12 protein-coding genes and 1 pseudogene are annotated in these 17,416 nt (G+C 66.1%); 10 read left to right on the forward strand and 3 right to left on the reverse strand.

Annotation, left to right across the window (positions count from 1 at the left end):
- The first annotated feature begins 56 nt into the window (after nucleotides 1-56).
- The 9 genes from hrpA (at nucleotide 57) to ACWPWO_RS06285 (ending at nucleotide 13,414) form a co-directional block, all read left to right on the forward strand.
- A complete protein-coding gene (hrpA, locus tag ACWPWO_RS06245; RefSeq protein ID WP_454005260.1) occupies nucleotides 57-3,848 on the forward strand; it encodes an ATP-dependent RNA helicase HrpA in 3,792 nt (1,263 codons plus the stop codon).
- Between the two features lie 91 nt (nucleotides 3,849-3,939).
- Nucleotides 3,940-7,416, forward strand: coding sequence for a DNA polymerase III subunit alpha (gene dnaE / locus ACWPWO_RS06250; RefSeq protein WP_454005262.1), 3,477 nt, complete (start codon nucleotides 3,940-3,942; stop codon nucleotides 7,414-7,416).
- A complete protein-coding gene (locus ACWPWO_RS06255; protein WP_454005264.1) occupies nucleotides 7,413-8,519 on the forward strand; it encodes a glycosyltransferase family 4 protein in 1,107 nt (368 codons plus the stop codon). Before dnaE ends, ACWPWO_RS06255 begins: the two co-directional genes overlap by 4 nt.
- Nucleotides 8,516-9,355 carry a polysaccharide deacetylase family protein gene (locus tag ACWPWO_RS06260; RefSeq protein ID WP_394065040.1) on the forward strand — a complete coding sequence of 280 codons (840 nt, stop codon included), beginning with the start codon at nucleotides 8,516-8,518 and terminating at the stop codon, nucleotides 9,353-9,355. Before ACWPWO_RS06255 ends, ACWPWO_RS06260 begins: the two co-directional genes overlap by 4 nt.
- Nucleotides 9,328-10,128, forward strand: a complete 801-nt coding sequence (locus ACWPWO_RS06265; protein WP_454005266.1) for a glycosyltransferase family 2 protein — start codon at nucleotides 9,328-9,330, stop codon at nucleotides 10,126-10,128. Before ACWPWO_RS06260 ends, ACWPWO_RS06265 begins: the two co-directional genes overlap by 28 nt.
- A 98-nt stretch (nucleotides 10,129-10,226) precedes the next feature.
- Nucleotides 10,227-10,940: a polysaccharide deacetylase family protein gene (locus tag ACWPWO_RS06270; RefSeq protein ID WP_394065788.1), complete on the forward strand. Its 714-nt coding sequence runs from the start codon at nucleotides 10,227-10,229 to the stop codon at nucleotides 10,938-10,940.
- Nucleotides 10,937-12,109, forward strand: a complete 1,173-nt coding sequence (locus ACWPWO_RS06275; RefSeq protein WP_454005268.1) for a glycosyltransferase family 4 protein — start codon at nucleotides 10,937-10,939, stop codon at nucleotides 12,107-12,109. Before ACWPWO_RS06270 ends, ACWPWO_RS06275 begins: the two co-directional genes overlap by 4 nt.
- A gap of 159 nt (nucleotides 12,110-12,268) precedes the next feature.
- Nucleotides 12,269-12,838: a glycosyltransferase family 4 protein gene (locus tag ACWPWO_RS06280; protein WP_454005270.1), complete on the forward strand. Its 570-nt coding sequence runs from the start codon at nucleotides 12,269-12,271 to the stop codon at nucleotides 12,836-12,838.
- Nucleotides 12,839-12,859: 21 nt separating this feature from the next.
- On the forward strand, nucleotides 12,860-13,414 hold the full coding sequence (locus ACWPWO_RS06285) for a glycosyltransferase (RefSeq protein ID WP_454006287.1): 555 nt from the start codon (nucleotides 12,860-12,862) through the stop codon (nucleotides 13,412-13,414).
- Between the two features lie 131 nt (nucleotides 13,415-13,545).
- On the opposite strand, the gene ACWPWO_RS06290 is transcribed toward ACWPWO_RS06285, so the two are convergent.
- From ACWPWO_RS06290 to ACWPWO_RS06300, 3 genes are read right to left on the reverse strand one after another with little or no spacing between them, the layout of a single operon-like run.
- Nucleotides 13,546-13,806: a YkgJ family cysteine cluster protein gene (locus ACWPWO_RS06290; RefSeq protein WP_454005272.1), complete on the reverse strand. Its 261-nt coding sequence runs from the start codon at nucleotides 13,804-13,806 to the stop codon at nucleotides 13,546-13,548.
- Nucleotides 13,803-14,567 carry a YdcF family protein gene (locus ACWPWO_RS06295; RefSeq protein ID WP_394065050.1) on the reverse strand — a complete coding sequence of 255 codons (765 nt, stop codon included), beginning with the start codon at nucleotides 14,565-14,567 and terminating at the stop codon, nucleotides 13,803-13,805. The genes ACWPWO_RS06290 and ACWPWO_RS06295 overlap by 4 nt, the downstream gene beginning before the upstream one ends.
- On the reverse strand, nucleotides 14,564-15,526 hold the full coding sequence (locus ACWPWO_RS06300; protein WP_454005274.1) for a glycosyltransferase family 9 protein: 963 nt from the start codon (nucleotides 15,524-15,526) through the stop codon (nucleotides 14,564-14,566). The genes ACWPWO_RS06295 and ACWPWO_RS06300 overlap by 4 nt, the downstream gene beginning before the upstream one ends.
- Before the next feature lie 90 nt (nucleotides 15,527-15,616).
- On the opposite strand from ACWPWO_RS06300, the pseudogene msbA reads away from it, so the two are divergent.
- Nucleotides 15,617-17,409, forward strand: a pseudogene (msbA, locus tag ACWPWO_RS06305) (lipid A export permease/ATP-binding protein MsbA).
- The last annotated feature ends 7 nt before the right edge of the window (nucleotides 17,410-17,416 follow it).

Here is a 17,416-nt window from a genome sequence, read left to right on the forward strand (position 1 = left end):
CGCTCTAAGGCTTGAAGCCAAAATTATAATGATGTCTGTACCAGAAAATACCTTTCATGCACGAGTCCGTAGAATTGACTGAAAACCCCCGCACCCTGCCGCCCATCCTTTACCCCGAAGACCTGCCCGTCAGCGGCCGCCGGGACGAGATAGCCAGGGCCATCAGGGACCACCAGGTTGTCATCGTGTGCGGCGAAACCGGGTCGGGCAAGACGACCCAGTTGCCCAAGATATGCCTTGAGATGGGCCGGGGGCTGGACGGCAGGGTCATCGGCCACACCCAGCCGCGCCGCCTGGCCGCGACCTCGGTGGCCAAGCGCATCGCCGAGGAGCTGCAGTCGGAGATCGGCGACTGGGTAGGCTACCAGATCCGCTTCAACGACAAGACCGGCCCGCGCTCGGCCATCAAGCTGATGACGGACGGGATCCTGCTGGCGGAGTCGCAGCGCGACCCCATGCTCAGCCGCTACGACACCATCATCATCGACGAGGCGCACGAACGCAGCCTGAACATCGATTTCCTGCTGGGCTTCCTGAAGCAGTTGCTGCCCCGGCGCCGCGACCTGAAGCTGATCATCACCTCCGCCACCATAGACGCGGATCGCTTTGCGCGTCATTTCGCCCACAAGGGCAAGCCGGCGCCCGTGATCGAAGTGTCGGGCCGCCTGTATCCGGTGGAGATCCTGTACCGTCCCATCATGGACGAGTCCCAGGGGGACGCGGAGGAGCGCCGCTCGGCCTCGGAAGAGGAGCGTGACCTGATGAACGGCATCGTGGACGCGGTGCAGGAATGCGCCCGCCACGGCAGCGGCGACGTGCTGGTGTTCCTGCCCGGCGAGCGCGAGATCCGCGAGCACACCGAGGCCCTGGAGAAGGACAAGCCCGCCAATACCGTCATCCTGCCCTTGTTCGCGCGCCTGTCGCAGGCCGAGCAGGAACAGATCTTCCGCCCCAAGGGCAATGCGCGCCGCGTGGTGCTGGCCACCAACGTGGCCGAGACCTCGCTGACCGTGCCCGGCATACGCTACGTGGTGGACAGCGGGCTGGCGCGCATCAAGCGCTACTCCTGGCGCAACAAGGTCGAGCAGCTGCGCATCGAGGCCGTCAGCCAGGCCTCGGCCAACCAGCGCGCCGGCCGCTGCGGCCGTATCGGCCCCGGCGTGTGCATACGCCTGTACGACGAGCAGGACTTCAAGAGCCGTCCGCCCTTCACCGATCCGGAGATCCTGCGTTCCTCGCTGGCCTCGGTGATCCTGCGCATGAAGGCCCTGCGGCTGGACGACGTGGAAACCTTCCCCTTCGTGGAGCCGCCCACGGGCCGGGCCATCGCCGACGGCTACCAGATCCTGCAGGAGCTGGGCGCGCTGGACGAGCAGCAGCGCCTGACCCCGGTGGGCCGCTCGCTGGCCAAGCTGCCGGTGGACCCGCGCGTGGCGCGCATGGTGCTGGCCGGACACGAGCAGCACTGCCTGACGGAAATGCTGGTCATTGCCGCCGCCATGTCGGTGCAGGACCCGCGCGATCGCCCCATGCACGAGCGCGAGGCCGCCAACCAGGCACACGCCCGCTTCAATGACGACAAGTCCGAGTTCCTGTCCTATGTGAAACTGTGGAACTGGCTGGAGGAGCAATCCGCCGAGCAGGGCTCGCAGCGCAAGTTCATGAACAGCCTGAAGCAGGCCCTGCTCTCGCCCGTGCGCGTGCGCGAATGGCGCGACGTCCACACCCAGTTGCGCAGCCTGGTGCACGAGCAGCGCTGGACGGCCAATCCCTCGCCGGCCACCTACGAGCAGGTGCATCTGGCCTTGCTCACGGGCCTGATCGGCAATATCGGCCATAAAAGCGAAGAAACCGGCCTGTACCAAGGCACGCGCGAATTGCGTTTCGTCATCCATCCGGGCTCCAAGCTGGTCAAGAAAGCCGGGCGCTGGATCCTGGCCGGCGAGCTGGTGGAGACCACGCGCCTGTTCGCGCGCTGCGTGGCCCGCATCGAGCCGCAATGGGTGGAGAAGGTGGGGGCGCACCTGCTGCGCAAGACCTGGTCCGATCCGCGCTGGGAGAAGAAGGCCGGCCAGGTGGTGGCCAACGAGCGCGCCACCCTGTATGGCCTGATGATCTACAGCGGACGGCGCGTGCATTTCGGCAAGATCGATCCCGCGCAGGCGCGCGAGATCTTCCTGCGCCAGGCCCTGGTGCCCGGCGAGATCGACTCCAGCTTGCCGTTCCTGCGCCATAACCGCCAGCAGATTTCGGCGGTGGAGCGCCTGGAGCACCAGTCGCGCCGGCCGGACATCCTGATCGACGAGGAATTGATCTACGCCTTTTACGACCAGCGCATCCCGCAGGATGTCTACCAGACCGCGACGCTGGAGAAGTGGTACAAGGGGCTGTCCAAGGAGCAGGCCAAGGGTCTGGAGTTGAGCCGGGACGAGCTGATGCGGCATGACGCCGCCGGCATCACCACCGACGTCTTCCCGCGGTCGGTGGAGTGGCAGGGCGTCAAGATGGCGCTGGATTACCACTTCGAGCCCGGTTCGGTGCGCGACGGGGTGACGCTCAGCGTGCCCCTGTTCGCCCTGAACCAGATCGACCCGGCGCGCTGCGAATGGCTGGTGCCGGGCATGCTCAAGGAAAAGGTGCTGGCGCTGCTCAAGTCCCTGCCGCAGCGCACCCGCCGCCATTGCGTGCCTTTGCCGGACTATGCCGATGCTTTCCACAAGCGCTGGTTCGACCGTGCGGCCGATCCCGGCATGAGCCTGCTGGACGCCATCGCCCAGGATATGTGGGAGCAGGTCAAGCAGCGGCCGCAGCGCAGCGATTTCAAGCTGGAGACCTTGCCCGCCCATCTGTTCATGAACTTTCGCGTCATCGACGAACATGGCCGGATGCTCTCGGGCGGGCGCAACCTGGACCAGCTCAAGGCCGAGCACGGCCGTCAGGCCCAGGCTTCCTTCCAGCAGATGGCCGCGGCCGACGAGCATGTCGCGCAGGTGCTGGATCACGAGCAATTGACCAGTTGGTCCTTCGGCGAACTGCCCGAACTGATGGAGATCAGGCGCAAGGGCCGCAGCTTCATCGGCTACCCGGCGCTGATCGATCAGAAGACGCATTGCGACCTGGACGTGTTCGACGATCCGGCCGAGGCGCGCCGCCAGCATCGCAAGGGTCTGCGCCGCCTGTTCCGGCTGGCCCTGCGCGAGCAGGTGCGCTTCCTGGAAAAGAACATCGCGGATCTGACGCGCATCAGCATGCTGTACATGACCCTGGGCACGCAAGAACAGTTGCGCGACCAGATCATCGATGTGGCCCTGGAGCAATCGTGCATGATGGAGCCCTGGCCGCATGACCAGGCGAGCTTCGAGGTGCGCGCCCAGGAAGGCCGCAGCCGCCTGGGGCTGGTGGCCCAGGAGGTGGCCCGGCTGGCGGGCCAGATCCTGGTCGAATGGAGCGCGGCGCAGAAGAAGCTGGCCCAGGTCAAGGCGCACCCCGAGGCCTTGAAGGACATGCAGCAGCAATTGGCGGCGCTGATGCCGGCCCGCTTCCTGGAAGCCAGCGAATACAAGCAGCTGGCCCATTTCCCGCGTTATCTGAAGGCGGTGCAGACGCGCGTGGACAAGCTGCGCGCCGACCCGGCCCGCGATCAGCGTCTGATGCAGGACATGGCTCCGCTGCTGGTCAAGTACCAGCGCGCCGTGGCCGCCCTGAAAGGGGCCGAGGACAGCGGCCTGCGCGACTTGCGCTGGATGCTGGAGGAACTGCGCGTGTCCCTGTTCGCACAGGAGCTGCGCACGCCCATGCCGGTCTCGGTCAAGCGCCTGGAGAAAGCCTGGGCGGCCTTGCAGCGCTGATGCGCGCGTCCTTCTCCCGTCCGCTGCTCCGGCCGTCCGTCCCGGCCGCGCCGGAGCAACCATTTTCAATCGGGTTCAGTACAATTCCGACATGAGCGAAACACACACCTCCTTTGTCCATCTGCGATCCCACTCCGAGTTCTCGGTGGTGGACGGCATCGCCCGCATACCCGACATGATCAAGAAGGCGCTGGCCTACGGGCAGCCGGCGCTCGCCCTGACGGACCTGTGCAATCTGTTCGGCCAGATCAAGTTCTACAAGGCCGCGCGCAAGGCCGGCATCAAGGCCATCATGGGTTGCGACATCTGGCTGCAGAACGAGGAGGATCGAGAAAAGCCTTCGCGCCTGCTTCTGCTGGTGCAGAACGAGGCCGGCTACCTGGACTTGTGCGACATCCTGACGCGCGCCTGGCTGGGCAACCAGTACAAGGGCAGGGCGGAAGTGCGGCGCGCCTGGCTGGAAGGGCGCAGCGGCCTGATCGCCTTGTCGGGGGCGCGCATGGGCGACGTGGGCCAGGCCCTGGAGTCCGGCAACATGGAGCTGGCGCGCCAGTGCGCGCGCCATTGGGCGGGGCTGTTTCCCGACGCCTTCTTCATCGAGCTGCAGCGCTGCGGCGCCGACGGCGACGAATTGTATGTGCAGGCAGCGATGCGGCTGGCCGCCGAGCTGGACCTGCCCGTGGTCGCCACGCATCCCATCCAGTTCATCGAGGCCGACGATTTCCGCGCCCACGAGGTGCGCGTCTGCATCGCCGAGGGTGAACAGCTGGCCAATCCCAAGCGCGTCAAGCGCTTCACGCCCGAGCAGTATTTCCTGGATTCGGAGGAGATGGCACGCCGTTTCGCCGACGTGCCCTCGGCCCTGGAGAACACGCTGGAGATCGCCAAGCGCTGCAACCTGGAGCTGGAGCTGGGCAAGCCCTACCTGCCCGATTTCCCCACGCCCGACGGCATGACGCTGGACGACTACCTGGTGCATCAGGCCGAGGAAGGCCTGAAAAAGCGCATGGAGCAGCTCTACCCGGACGAGGCCGAACGCCAGGCGCAGTATCCGACCTACGCGGAGCGCCTGCGCTGGGAATGCAACACCATCATTTCCATGGGCTTTCCAGGCTACTTCCTGATCGTGGCCGGCTTCATCAACTGGGGCAAGCACAACGGCGTGACGGTCGGTCCCGGCCGGGGTTCGGGGGCGGGCTCGCTGGCCGCCTACAGCCTGGGCATCACCGACCTGGATCCGCTGCGCTACCACTTGCTGTTCGCGTGTTTCCTGAATCCCGAGCGGGTCTCCATGCCCGACTTCGACGTGGATTTCTGCCAGGACAACCGCGAACGTGTCATCGATTACGTGAAGGAAAAATACGGCCGCCAGGCTGTCAGCCAGATCGCCACCTTCGGCACGCTGGGCGCCAAGGCGGTGGAGCGCGATGTGGGCCGGGTGCTGGAGCTGCCCTACAGCATGTGCGACGGCCTGTCCAAGCTGATCCCCTTCAACCCGGCCGATCCCTGGACCCTGGAGCGCGCCCTGGCGGACGAACCCGCCTTTCGCGAACGCTATGAGAACGACGAAGAGGTCAAGGCCCTGATCGATCTTGCCCGGCCCCTGGAGGGCCTGACGCGCAGCGTGGGCATGCACGCCGGCGGCGTGCTGATCGCGCCGGGCAAGCTGATCGACTTCTGCCCGCTGTATTGCCAGCCCGGCCCGGACGCCAATGCCGTGTCCCAATACGACAAGGATGACGTGGAAGCCGCCGGCCTGGTCAAGTTCGACTTCCTGGGCCTGCGCAACCTGACCATCCTGGACTGGGCGGTGCGCTACGTGCGGCAGTTCAATCCATCTAAGCGCGACTTCGACATCATGGCATTGCCGCTGGACGACGACGCCTCCTACAAGCTGCTGTGCGAGGGCAACACCACCGCCGTGTTCCAGCTGGAATCGCGCGGGATGAAGGAGCTGTTGCGCAGCCTGCGGCCGTCCACCTTCGAAGACATCATCGCCATGTTGGCCCTGTATCGTCCGGGGCCGCTGGAATCGGGCATGGTGGTGGACTTCGTGAATCGCAAGCACGGCCGCGCCGAAGTGGACTACTTCCACCCGGACCTGGAAAGCACCCTGCGCAGCACTTACGGGGTGATCGTCTACCAGGAACAGGTGATGCTGATCTCGCAGATCATCGGCGGCTATTCGCTGGGCGGCGCCGACTTGCTGCGGCGCGCCATGGGCAAGAAAAAGCCCGAGGAAATGGCCAAGCACCGCGTGCTGTTCGAGGAAGGCGCCGTCAAGAAGGGGCATGATCCCGAGCTGGCGGTCAAGCTGTTCGACCTGATGGAGAAATTCGCGGGCTACGGCTTCAACAAGAGTCACTCCGCCGCCTACGCCCTGATCGCCTATCAGACGGCCTGGCTCAAGGCCCATCACCCGGCCGAGTTCCTGGCCGCCACCTTGTTGTCGGACATGGACGACACCGACAAGGTGCAGATCTTCTGGAAGGATGCGCTGGCCAATGGCGTGCAGGTCCTGCCGCCCGACATCAATGCGTCCAACTACCGCTTCGAGCCCGTGGAGGACAGCTACACGGCGCAGGGGCTGCCGCCGCGCACCATGCGCTACGGCCTGGGCGCCGTCAAAGGCACGGGTCAGGCCGCGGTGGAGGCCATCGTCCAGGCGCGCGCCCAGGAAGGGCCGTTCAAGAGCCTGTTCGACTTCTGCCGCCGGGTGGACCGCCACCAGGTCAACAAGCGCACCATCGAAGCCCTGGTGAGGGCCGGCGCCTTTGACTGCATCGACGACAACCGCGCCGCGCTGCTGGCCACCATAGGCGCGGCGGTGGAGGCGGCCGAGCAGGCCGAGCGCAGCGCCAACCAGTCCGCCCTGTTCGCCGACGATTCGGACGACATCGTGGAAGGCGAAGTCGCCAAGGTCGCGCCCTGGAGCCTGCAGGAAAGGCTGCGTCAGGAAAAGACGGCGCTGGGCTTCTATTTCAGCGGCCACCTGTTCGACGCCTGGCGCGACGAGGTCCGCCGCTTCGCGCCCACGCCGCTGGCGCGCCTGGAAGCCTCCCGCAATCCGCAATGGTTCGCCGGCGTGCTGTCGGCCGTGCGCGTGCGCATGACGCGCCGAGGCAAGATGCTGTATGCCATGCTGGACGATGGCTCCGCCCAGATCGAAGTGGCCATCTTCAACGAACTGTTCGAGGAGCACCGCCAGCGCCTGAAGGAAGACCAGCTCGTCATCATCCAGGGCAAGGTCAGCAATGACGACTACACCGGCGGCCTGCGCGTGACGGCCGACGCCATCTTCGATCTGCAGCTGGCCCGCGAAACCCGCGCCAGCTGCCTGAGCATCGTCCTGGGAGACCAGGCCGACGCCGCCTGTCTGCAGAACCTGCTGGCGCCGCATCGCGCCCCGGAAGGGGGAGGGGTGGCCGTGGAAGTGCAACTGCATCGACCCGATTATGAATGCGTCATCCAGCTGGGCCGGGACTGGCGGGTGCGCCTGGCCGACTCCATGCTGGAGCAGCTGGAGCAATGGGACGCCACGCGGGAAGTGGAGATCAGCTACCGATGAGGCCGCTGCGCATCCTGCACTCGGAGGCCGCCACGAGCTTCGGCGGCCAGGAGAACTACATCCTGCGCGTGATGCGCATCCTGCGTGAACGCGGCCATCATGTGGAGGCCGCCTGCCAGCCTCATGCGCAATTGGCGGCGCGCCTGCGCGACGAAGGCTTCGTCGTCCACACCCTGTACATGGACGGCCCCCGCAACTACCTGCGCGGCGTGCGTCAGTTGCGTCGCGTGCTGCGCCAGGGCGGCTTCGACGTGGTCAACAGCCACAGCCGCCGCGACGCCCTGCTGGCCGGCATGGCCGGGCGGCTGGCGGGCACGCCGCTGATCGTGCGTACGCGCCACCTGGCCAAGAAGGTTGGATCGCTGCTGTCCTACACCATCGTGCCCAAGCGCGTCATCACGCCCAGCGAGTACGTGCGCGAGCATCTGATCCAGCGCGGCGTCAAGCCGGAATCGGTGCAGGTCGTGTATCCCTGCGTGGATCCGGCCCTGCTGGATTCCGCCCCCGCGCTGGACCTGCGGGCCGAGCTCGGCCTGCCGCCGCACGCGCTGCTGGTGGGCTGCGTGGCCGTGCTGCGGCGCGAAAAAGGGCACCGCGAACTGATTGCGGCCATGCAGCCCCTGTTCGCCTTGCACCCCGATCTGCATCTGGTCCTGGCGGGCGGAGGCTCGCCAGGTTTCGAGGAACTGCAAGCTCTGGTGGCCGGGCAGGGCCTGCAGGAGCGCGTGCATCTGCTGGGCGCCCGCTCGGACGTGCCGTCCCTGCTGCCAAACCTGGACATCTTCGCCCTTGCCACCCACATGGAAGCGTCGGGTACGGCCTTCGTCGAGGCCGGCAGCGCCGGCCTGCCCGTGGTCGGCACCCGGGTGGGCGGCGTGCCGGAAATGATGCTGGAAGGGCGCAGCGGCCTGTTGGCGCCCCTGCACGACATAGAGGCGCTGCGCGCCGCCCTGCATGAGCTGATCCGGGATCCGGAGCGCCGCCGCGCCATGGGCGCGGCCGGGCGGGAATTCTGCCGCAGCGATGAACGATTCACTCCCAAGGCGATGGGCGACCGGCTTGAAGGCGCGTACTACCGCTGGCTGAAGGAACTGCAAAAATGAGAATGGCCACCACCGTGCCGGTGATGATGTATCACCACGTCACCCCCCAGGGCGGCATGATCAATGCATCCCCTGAGCATTTCGAGCAGCATCTGCAATGGCTCAAGCGCCACGGCTGGACCAGCCTGACCACCGAGCAGTTCGTCGGTCACCTGCAGGGGCAGGGCGTGCCGCGCAAGTCGGTGCTGATCACCTTCGACGACGGCTATCTGGACAATTGGGTCCATGCCTACCCCCTGCTCAAGAAATATGGTTTCAATGCCGTCATCTTCCTGGTGACCTCCTGGGTCAAGGACGGCCCGGTGCGTCCGCACGCTGGCCAGGGCGATGTCCCCGAATGCCCCGATCACCGGGAATGCGAAGCGCGCATCGCGGCCGGACGCAGCGACGAAGTCATCCTGCGCTGGAGCGAAATCCGCGCCATGCAGGAAGAGGGCGTGTTCGAGTTCCACAGCCATACCCATACGCATACGCGCTGGGATCTGGGCGAGCAGCGCGAGCACAAGAACGAGAAGATGCGCTGGGAGCTGGAGCAGTCGCGCCAGACTCTGCGCGCCAAGCTGGGTTCCGTCTCGGACCAGTTCTGCTGGCCGCAGGGCTATTTCGACCCGGACTATGTGCGGATCGCCCAGCAGGCGGGCTTTCGCTACCTGTACACCACGCGCGCCTTCGGTTCGAACCAGCCGGGCACGGACCCGCTGCACATCTACCGTTTCGCCGTGCGCGACACCACCGGCGCGTCCGTGGGGCGCCGCCTCAACGTGGCCGTGCATCCGCTCATCGGTCCTATCTTCAACAGGTGGAAGGCATGGCGACGCCGGCAGCGCCAGAAATGAACGGGACGGCCCAGCCGCTGCCGCGGCTTTCCGTCATCCTGATCACCAAGAACGAGGAGGCGCATATCCGCGCCTGCCTGGAGTCGGTGTCTTTTGCCGACGAGATCATCGTGGTGGATTCGGGAAGCACGGACCGCACCTGCGAGATCGCCCGCGCCATGGGCGCCCAGGTCACCGTGACGCCGGACTGGCCGGGATTCGGCCCGCAGAAGAACCGGGCGCTGGATCTGGCCACGGGCGAATGGGTGCTGTCCATCGACGCGGACGAGCGCGTCACGCCCGAGCTGGCCCGCCTGATCCAGCAGGAGCTGGCCCGACCCCGGGCTGTGGCCTATCGCATCGCGCGCCTGTCCGAATTCGCCGGCCGCTGGATACGCCACAGCGGCTGGTGGCCCGACCGGGTGCTGCGCCTGTTCCGGCGCGGCACGGCGCGCTTCAAGGACGTCAAGGTCCATGAAAGCGTGCAGACCGACCAGCCTACGGCGATCCTGGACGGGCATTTCCTGCATTACCCCTATGCCAGCCTCGAAGTGTTCATCGACAAGATCAATACGTATTCGACCGAGGCGGCGCGCCAGATGCAGGCGCGCGGCAAGACCACCAGCCTGCCCGGCATCGCCGGCCATGCGGTCTGGACGTTCCTGCGGCATTACGTCGTGCGGCGCGGCTTCCTGGACGGCCCGCAGGGCTTCATCCTGGCCTGCATGGCTGCTTCCGGCAGTCTCTTTCGTTACAGCAAGCTCTGGTACTACACGCGCCGGAAGCAGACCTAGGGCCTGTTCACGCATGGCCTTTGCAGGACGGGAGGAGCCATGAAAAGAGCGCGGACAGGCTCATGGCTGCTTATAATGCCGCTATGATTCCGATTCTCATGTACCACCAGATCGGGTTGCCGGCGCCCAAGGGCTCGCCCTATCGCGGCCTGACCGTGCACCCCACCGACTTCCGTCGCCAGATGACCTGGCTGAAGCGGCTGGGCTACCGCGGCCTGTCCATGGCCCAGCTCATGCCCTACCTGCGCGGCGAGAAGCAGGGCAAGGTGGTGGGCATCAGTTTCGATGACGGCTATCGCAACGTATTCCAGAACGCCATGCCGGTGCTGGACGAGCTGGGTTTCACCGCCACCAACTATATCGTGGCCCGCCACCTGGACGGCTCCAATTTCTGGGACCAGCCCAAGGGCGTGCCGCACTCCGGCCTGATGTCGCTGCCCGAATTGCGCGCCTGGGTGGCCGCCGGTCACGAAGCCGGGTCGCATACGCTGGACCACGTCCATCTGACCGAGGTGTCCTCCGAGATCGCCCAGTACCAGATCGTTCAATCCCGGGTCGAGCTGCAGGACCTGTTGCAGGTGGAGGTCAACGCCTTCTGCTATCCCTATGGCGACCAGACCCGGGCGATCCGCGATCTGGTGCGCCAGGCGGGCTACCATAACGCCACCACGACCAATCGCGGGCTGGCGCGCGCCGACGACGATCTGTTCGACCTGCCCCGCGTCACCGTGGCGCGGTCCACGAATATTCTCCGTTTTCTGCAAAAGTGCATCACGCGCCTTGAAGACCGGCGCCGCACCTCGTCCCCATGAGCGACACCCAGCCTTCCGCGGATCAGAGTCCGGCGCGCCTGCGCATCGCCTTCGTGGTGGATCGTTTCGGCAACCGCTTCGGCGGCGCCGAAGCCTATGGCGTGGAACTGATGCGCGAACTGGCGCGCCATCACGACATCACGGTATTCGCGCGCGACTATGACAGCCGCTGCGATCTGAAACTGCCCTACGTGCCCATCCGGCACTGGTCGCGCTGGCCGGGCTGGATACGCAGCTGGCTGTTCGCCCGCAAGGCCGCTCAGGCCACCGCCCGGGGCTTCGACATCGTGCATTCGCACATGAACGGCTGGTGCGGCGACGTGGAAGTGGTGCACGTCACGCCGGTACGCTACAACTGGCGCGTGCGGGCGCTGCCCTGGTTCAAGAAGCTGGGCTCCTGCTTCAGCCCCAGGGTCGGCATGTACCTGCATCTGGAGGGCCGCAGGCTGCGCCCCGGCCCGCATGCCGTCGTGGCCGTCTCCGGCCTGATCGCCGAACAATTGCAGCAGGCCTACGGCAGCGTGCACCCCTATCCGGTCATCGCGCCGGGCGTACTGCTGCCCGAACCCGACGCCGGCGGCCAGGATCGCGCGCAGACCCGCGCCAGGCTGGGACTGGACGACGAGCACATCGTCTGCCTGCTGGTGGCGCGCAATCCCTTGCGCAAGGGCCTGGTCACCGTGCTGCAGGCCTTGGCGCAACTGCCGTCCCGCTACCGGCTGCTGGTCGTGGGCGGCAAGCCGGGCCTGCGTGACGCCATGCGCCAGCAACTGACCGGCTTGGGCCTGGAGGACCGTGTCGTCCTGCTGGGCGAGACCTCCAATGTGGAGCCTTATTACCGGGCAGCCGACATTTATGTGCATCCCACTCTGAACGACAGCTTCGGCATGGCGCCGCTGGAGGCCATGTCCTACGGCTTGCCGGTGGTGCTCAGCCCCAGCCCCTGGTGCGGTTTTGCCCAGTATGTGCGCGCCGGGCATCATGCGCTGCTCCTGACCCATCCTGAAAACGCCCAGGAACTCGCACAAGCGGTGCGGCAACTGGGCGAGGACTCGGCCGCCGTCCGGCAACTGGTGGAGAATTCGCGCGAACTGCTCTCCGAGTTCAGCTGGCCCTCCGTGGCCGCCCGCTATCAAGCCTTGTACGACGAGGTTCTGCAACGCCGCTGAACGGCAGAAGTGTTGTATTTAAGTTGCGTTCAGCCGGTTTTCACTCTGTTCAGTTGTTGTTCAGCAAGCTTGCTAACAGATAAACTCCGACACGTACGGGCATCCGTTCGGGGTGCGTATTGAGCAAGCTGTCCAGGCAGGCTGTTGGCGGAGCGATTTGTGAAAGTTCTCATTAACGATATTCATCATGGCAATGGCGGCGGTCATGTGACCTATGTCCTGAGCCTGTTGCGGGAGATGGCGGACCGCTGCGAATTCACGCTGGCCGCACCGCCGACCGGGCGCCTGTTCCGGGAGGCTTCGCGCCTGCCCAATGTGCGTGTGCTGCCCGGCCTGTCCACCTCGCGCGTGTTTTCCGCCGTGCCCGAGATCTTGCGCCTGCGCCGCTTCCTGAAGGCCGAACGATTCGACATCGCCCATTGCAACGGCGGGGCGGATCATCGCCATCTCATGGCCGCCAGCCTGGGCCTGCGCGAAGCGCCGGCCATTGTCTGGACCAAGCACAATACCAACGAGGTCGACAGTTTCGGCCACCGCCTGCGCGCCCGTTTCGGCACCCAGTCGGCCATTGCCGTGTGTGAATTCGTGGAACGGCAGCTGCGGCAATCGGGCTATGCGCGTGCGCCCATCACCGTGGTGCGCAACGGCATCGACATTTCCTACCTCCAGCCGCCGTCCCGCAGTCAGCGGCAAGAGGCGCGGCAGGCGTTTTTCGGCAGCTTGCCCTAGGATGCCCTGGTCTTTGGCAGCATAGGCGGCACGGATCTGAACAAGGGCTGGCTGCTGTTGGTGGAGGCGGTCAGTCGGCTGGCTCCAGCGCAACGCCGGCGCATCCGCATACTGGTGGCCGGCGATCCGCCCAACGATGCCATGATGGCGCGCGTGCGCGAACTGGGCATGCTGGAGTCGGTCAATTTTCCCGGTCTGGTGTCGGATGTGCGCCGGGTGCTGGCGGCCAGCGACGTCGGTTTCGTGCTCTCGTATCGGGAAGCCGCGTCCTACGCCAGTTGCGAGACCATGGCGGCTGGCCTGCCCACGCTGGTATCCGCGGCCGGAGGCCTGCCGGAAAATGTGCGCGACGGCCTGGACGGCTGGGTCGTGCCCGTGGGGGACGTGCAGGCCTTGCAACAGTACCTTCAGCAATTGCTGGACGGGCAGTTCTGCCTGCGCACCCTGGGCGGCAACGCCCGGCGTCGTGTCGAGCAGGAGTTTTCCATGAGCAAGTTCGCCGCCGATACGGAAGTGGTCTACCGTCGCGCCCGCTCCATGCTCAACAAGAATCGCCAGGCCGCCCTGAACTACTGACCCGAGTCAGCCTGCTTGCGCGGTTGTTTTGTCAATGACACGAATGTCTGCGGCAATATCGCCCGCTTTGAAATCCAGCTTTCAAAGCGGGCGTGATGTTTCATCTGTTTGGCGCCCTGCCGCCCGGCATTTCACAGCGAAACCGAGGTCTCTCTTTCCAGGCGCTCCAGCCAGTGCAGCGCCTGTTCGCGGCTGTCGCCGCACATATCGCCGCTGGGCCGCAGGGAGCCGCAGACTGCCGGCCGCTCGGGGCGGCCGAACACGTTGCAGCGGTTGTCTTCGTCAAGCTGGGCACAGCGGACTCCCGCCGGCTTTCCCGAAGGCATTCCAGGTATAGGGCTGGAAATCGACGGGGCGATGCAGCAGGCGCCGCAGCCTTCGCGGCAGATCATGTCCAGCCCCGCGACCAGTACACCAGGATGCCCACGTATTCCTTGATGATGGAGCGGCTGGACTGCAGCGCCAGCAGGCTGGGCTTCCAGCGCGAGAAGCCGGGCACGTCCGGCAGGGTGATCTGGGGCGCCGCGCCGGCCGGGATCACGTCCACTCCTTGCTTGCGGAAAATGGCCATGGCGCGCGGCATGTGCAGGGCGGAGGTGACCAGCAGCACGTGCTTGAAGCCTTTTTCATTCAGCAGCCGAGCGGTGTATTCGCCATTCTGCTGCGTGGTCAGGCTGTTGTTTTCCATCAGGGCGGCCGAGGCCGGCACGTCCAGCGTGCCCAGCGTATGGGCCATCATTTTCGCTTCGCTGACGCCGCCGTCCAGGGCGGCGCCCGACAGCACGATATAGGGCGCGCGCTCGGCCTTGTACAGGTCGGCGGCGCGCTCCACGCGGGCCGAGGTCTTGCGCGCCGTCTGGGGCAGGAACCAGTTGCTGCGGTTCTGGGCCGTATAGCCGCCCAGGACCACGATGGCGTCGGCCTGCGGGACCTGCGCCGCCGCCTGGTAGGGATACATGTTTTCCAGATAGCCGCCCACCCACAGGCTGGTGGCGGGCAGGGACCAGGCGCCCGCCCAGAGCAGCCCGCTGAGCGCCAGGGCGGCGGCCGTCTTGCGGTGGCGAGTGGCGAACAGGATCACCGCCAGCAGGAGCAGGGCGGCAAACAGATTCAGGGGAATGACCAGGCTGGTCAATATGCTGGACAGGTTCATGCGGGCTCCGGTACAGGCTGGAGAGCGGACAGGACGTCCTGCAGTTCGGGCCACTGGCCGTCGCGTCCCAGGCACAGGGCGCGGGGCGACCAGGGGCCGGTGTCTTCAGGATCGGTGACGCCGCACAAGGTCAGTTGCCGCGCCTGGACTGCGGCGGCCACATGGGATACGCCCGAATCGTTGCAGATCACCCATTGGGCCTGCTGGCATAGCCGGGCGAAGGCGCCAAGAGGCAGGGACGGCAGGCAGCGCGCTGTGGGGGCGTTCGCCAGGGCGGCTTCGTGCTCATTGGGCGGCGGGCACATGACCACGGTCCTGCCCAGGGCCTGCAGGCGACGGGTCAGGGCGTCGAAGTGCGGCCAGACCTTGACGCGGCCCTTGTGCAGGCCGGTGGCGGTCGGGGCGATAAGGATATAGTCGCCCGGGCGCAAGGCCGCCTGGCGCAGGCTGCTGTCGCCCTCCTGGCGCTGCAGGGGCGTGAGCTTCAAGCCCAGGGCGGCGGGTGCGGCCGCGGGCACCGGATCCAGCCGCCAGCGCAGCAGCGCCTGGCGCACGATGTGGAACCAGGACTCGACCGCATGCCTCTGCGCCTTGGGCTTGGCCAAAGGCCAGCGCAGCAGCAGGCTGCGGCCGTCATCCCGATAGCCGCAGGCCGGCAGGCCCGCCAGCTTGAACGTCAGGGCGCTGGTCAGGGAGTCGGGCAGCAGTATCCCGGCGGCGCGGCGGTGGCCGGCCTGCCGGCGGTAGCGGCGCACGGCCCAGCCGTCGCGGCGCCAATTCCCGCTCATGGGGATGAAGCCGTGCAGGGGATAGGCGGACAGCAGCTCCCTGGCCCAGGGGCGGGCGCAGACGACGACCGGCCGGCCGGTGTCCAGCAGGGCCTGCAGGCAGGGCAGGCTCATGCAGACATCACCCAGCCAGTTGGGAAGTCGCAGGTAGAGGGCAGATGGTTGAGGCATGAACAGGACTGCTCGGGAACACGATCTTGAGCGGGAACGCTCAGCGTCTGGCAATGAACGTTAAAATGAACACAATCACATAGTATATAGGTGTCCTCGTTGTCCAACGCCATAGAAACAAAAATCCGGCCCGCGGGCCACGATCCGGTCAAGTCGGAATTGTGGAAGCGCATCTACAGCCGCCTGCTGCCCTATTGGAAGGCGGTGGTGGTGGCGCTGGTCCTGGTCGCCATTTCCTCGGCGACCCAGCCCGTGCTGGCGGTGATCATGAAGCCGCTGCTCGACGACGGCTTCACGGGGGCCAAGCCATACTATGTCTGGTCCATTCCCCTGGCGGTCATAGGCTTGATGTTCGTGCGCGGGATCACCACCTATGCCAGCACGTACCTGTTCGCGTGGGTGGCCAACAAGATGCTGCTGACCTTGCGCGGGGATATGTTCACCCGGTTGCTCAGCCTGCCCGACGAGGAATTCAAGCGCGGGGACACGGGGCGCCTGCTCAACCGCTTCACTATCGACGCCGGCACCATGACGGGCGTAGCCAACGAAGTGGTGACCGTCATCGTGCGCGAAGTGCTGACCGTGGTGGCGCTGCTGGGGGTGCTGCTGTACATGTCCTGGCAACTGACGGTGATCGTGTTCCTTGTCATGCCCGCCTCGGTATTCGTCGCCAAGCTGGTTTCGCGGCGCCTGCGGCGCATCAACCGGGATACCGTCAACATGAACGCCGAGCTGACCCGCGTGGTGGGCGAGGCCATCGACGCCCAGCGCGTCATCAAGCTGTTCGACGGCTACGAACGAGAGAACGCCCGTTTCTCCTATGTGAACGGGCGGCTGCGCCGCTTCGCCATGCGCGCGGCCTCGGCGGATGCGGCCCTCTCGCCCATCACCCAGTTCTTCGTGGCCATCGCGGTGGCGGGCGTCATCTTCGTGGCTCTTTACCAGGCCAATTCGGGCGTGCTGACGGTCGGCAGCTTTGCCGCCTTCATGGCCGCGCTGGGACAGATCTTCGATCCCATCAAACGCCTGACCAACATCACCGGCACCATGCAGCGCATGCTGGTGGCGGCCGAAAGCGTCTTCAAGCTGGTGGACCAGGATGCCGAGCGCGATACGGGCGAGCGGGAACTCCCCGCCGAAGTGCGCGGCCACATCGAGTTCGACGGCGTGCACCATCGCTTTCCCGATGCGCATCGGGACACGGTCTCCGATGTCAGTTTCTCCGTGCAGCCGGGGCAGACAGTCGCGCTGGTGGGGCGCTCGGGCAGCGGCAAGACGACGCTGGCCAATATGCTGCGCGCTTCATCGAGCCCACCGGCGGACAGGTGCGCGTGGACGGCATTGCGCTCCCGGAGCTGAAGCTGCGCAGCCTGCGCAGCCATATATCCCTGGTCAGCCAGGACGTGGTGCTGTTCGAGGGCACCATAGGCCAGAACGTGGCCTACGGCGCCGGGCAGGACGTTTCGGACGAGCGCATCTGGGAGGCGCTGGAAGCCGCCAATCTGCGTGACTTCGTCGCCGGCCTGCCCCAGGGCCTGGACACGCCGGTGGGAGAAAATGCCAATGCCTTGTCGGGCGGGCAGCGCCAGCGCCTGGCCATCGCGCGCGCCCTGATCAAGAACGCGCCCATCCTGGTGCTGGACGAGGCCACTTCCGCGCTGGACAACGAGTCGGAGCGCCAGGTCCAGGCCTCGCTGGAGACCTTGATGAAGGGCCGCAGCACCCTGGTCATCGCCCATCGTCTCTCCACGGTGCAGAAGGCCGACCAGATCCTGGTGCTGGACGAAGGACGCATCATCGAGCAGGGCCGTCACGACGAGCTTCTGGCTCGCGATGGCGTCTACGCCAGCCTGTACCGCATGCAGTTTCAGTTCAACGAATGAGCGGCCC

It is taken from the genome of Alcaligenes sp. Marseille-Q7550, assembly GCF_965112015.1.